1 protein-coding gene and 1 pseudogene are annotated in these 1,025 nt (G+C 44.6%); both read right to left on the minus strand.

The window, feature by feature from the left end; all coding sequences use genetic code 11:
• Nucleotides 1-810: ABC transporter permease (locus AB5935_RS28180; protein ID WP_368328127.1), on the minus strand; the 810-nt coding region annotated here is incomplete at its 3' end.
• Nucleotides 807-1,025: pseudogene (locus AB5935_RS28185) on the minus strand (ABC transporter ATP-binding protein); the annotation flags it as partial. The gene AB5935_RS28180 and the pseudogene AB5935_RS28185, both read right to left, overlap by 4 nt.

Here is a 1,025-nt window from a genome sequence, read left to right on the forward strand (position 1 = left end):
GAGATGTATATCTGCCAAGGGAATTAAAGACACGCCCCACGTCTTATTTTTCAGTGCTTCCTCTGTCTTGTATTTCTCCGCCATCACAGGAAATTCTTTTTCTATCTCCGCTTTTCTTTCCGGTGAATCGAGCAAAACATACGTATAGGCTTCATGCTTATACCAGTATTCCTGCATATATTGAGGCAGAGAGGCATAGGAAATCAGAAAATTATAATGAATGTGTGAGTTGGAGGGCATTTCTTTCATGACTCCGGTCACTTCGCACGATACTTTATCATACGTTCCGGTAAAGATCAGAATTTTGCCGATAGGGTCTTCATCTTTGAAATACTTACGGGCAATACGTTCGGTGATTACCACTTGCCGGGGCATGGAGAGACAAGTCTTTTTATCCCCTTTCAGAAGTTCGAAATCAAAAAGACGGAAGAAGCCCGGATCGGCATAGGCTATCTGATTCTCCCGTAATGTCAGTTCGCCATATTTCACAATCTGCTCCGGTTGGAGATGGGTAGCGATACGGGTATAATCTTCGATTCCGGCAAGATTCTCTTTCATGGCCGAGGCATATCCGAAAGAGCTGGTCGCCCAGTAATCGGTCAGGACTTCCCCTTCATGAAAAGTACTTTGCACCCGATAGATATGGGCATATTTCGTGTGCATTTTATCAAAGCTGAACTCAAAAGTGACATAGGTTAGCATCAGTAATGCCGATGCCATTCCGATTGCCAATCCAAAGATATTGATGAAACTGAACTTCTTCCGCTTCATCAGATTCCGATAGGCACTATTCCAGTAATTCCCTATCATACGGTTTCGTTTTTAGATGACGTTTTCTTTTCCAGCGGACGGTTGATGTTTTCGGCTACAATCTGTCCGTCCAATAGTTGGATGACCCGGTGTGCATACTTCGCATCCCGCTGTGAGTGGGTGACGATAATGATTGTGGTTCCCTGACGGTTGAGTTCGCTCAACAGTTCCATCACTTCGATGCCATTCACCGAATCCAGATTTCCGGTAGGTTC

Source organism: Phocaeicola sp. RTP21198st1_B8_RTP21198_201120, assembly GCF_040929485.1.
GTDB lineage: Bacteria > Bacteroidota > Bacteroidia > Bacteroidales > Bacteroidaceae > Phocaeicola > Phocaeicola dorei.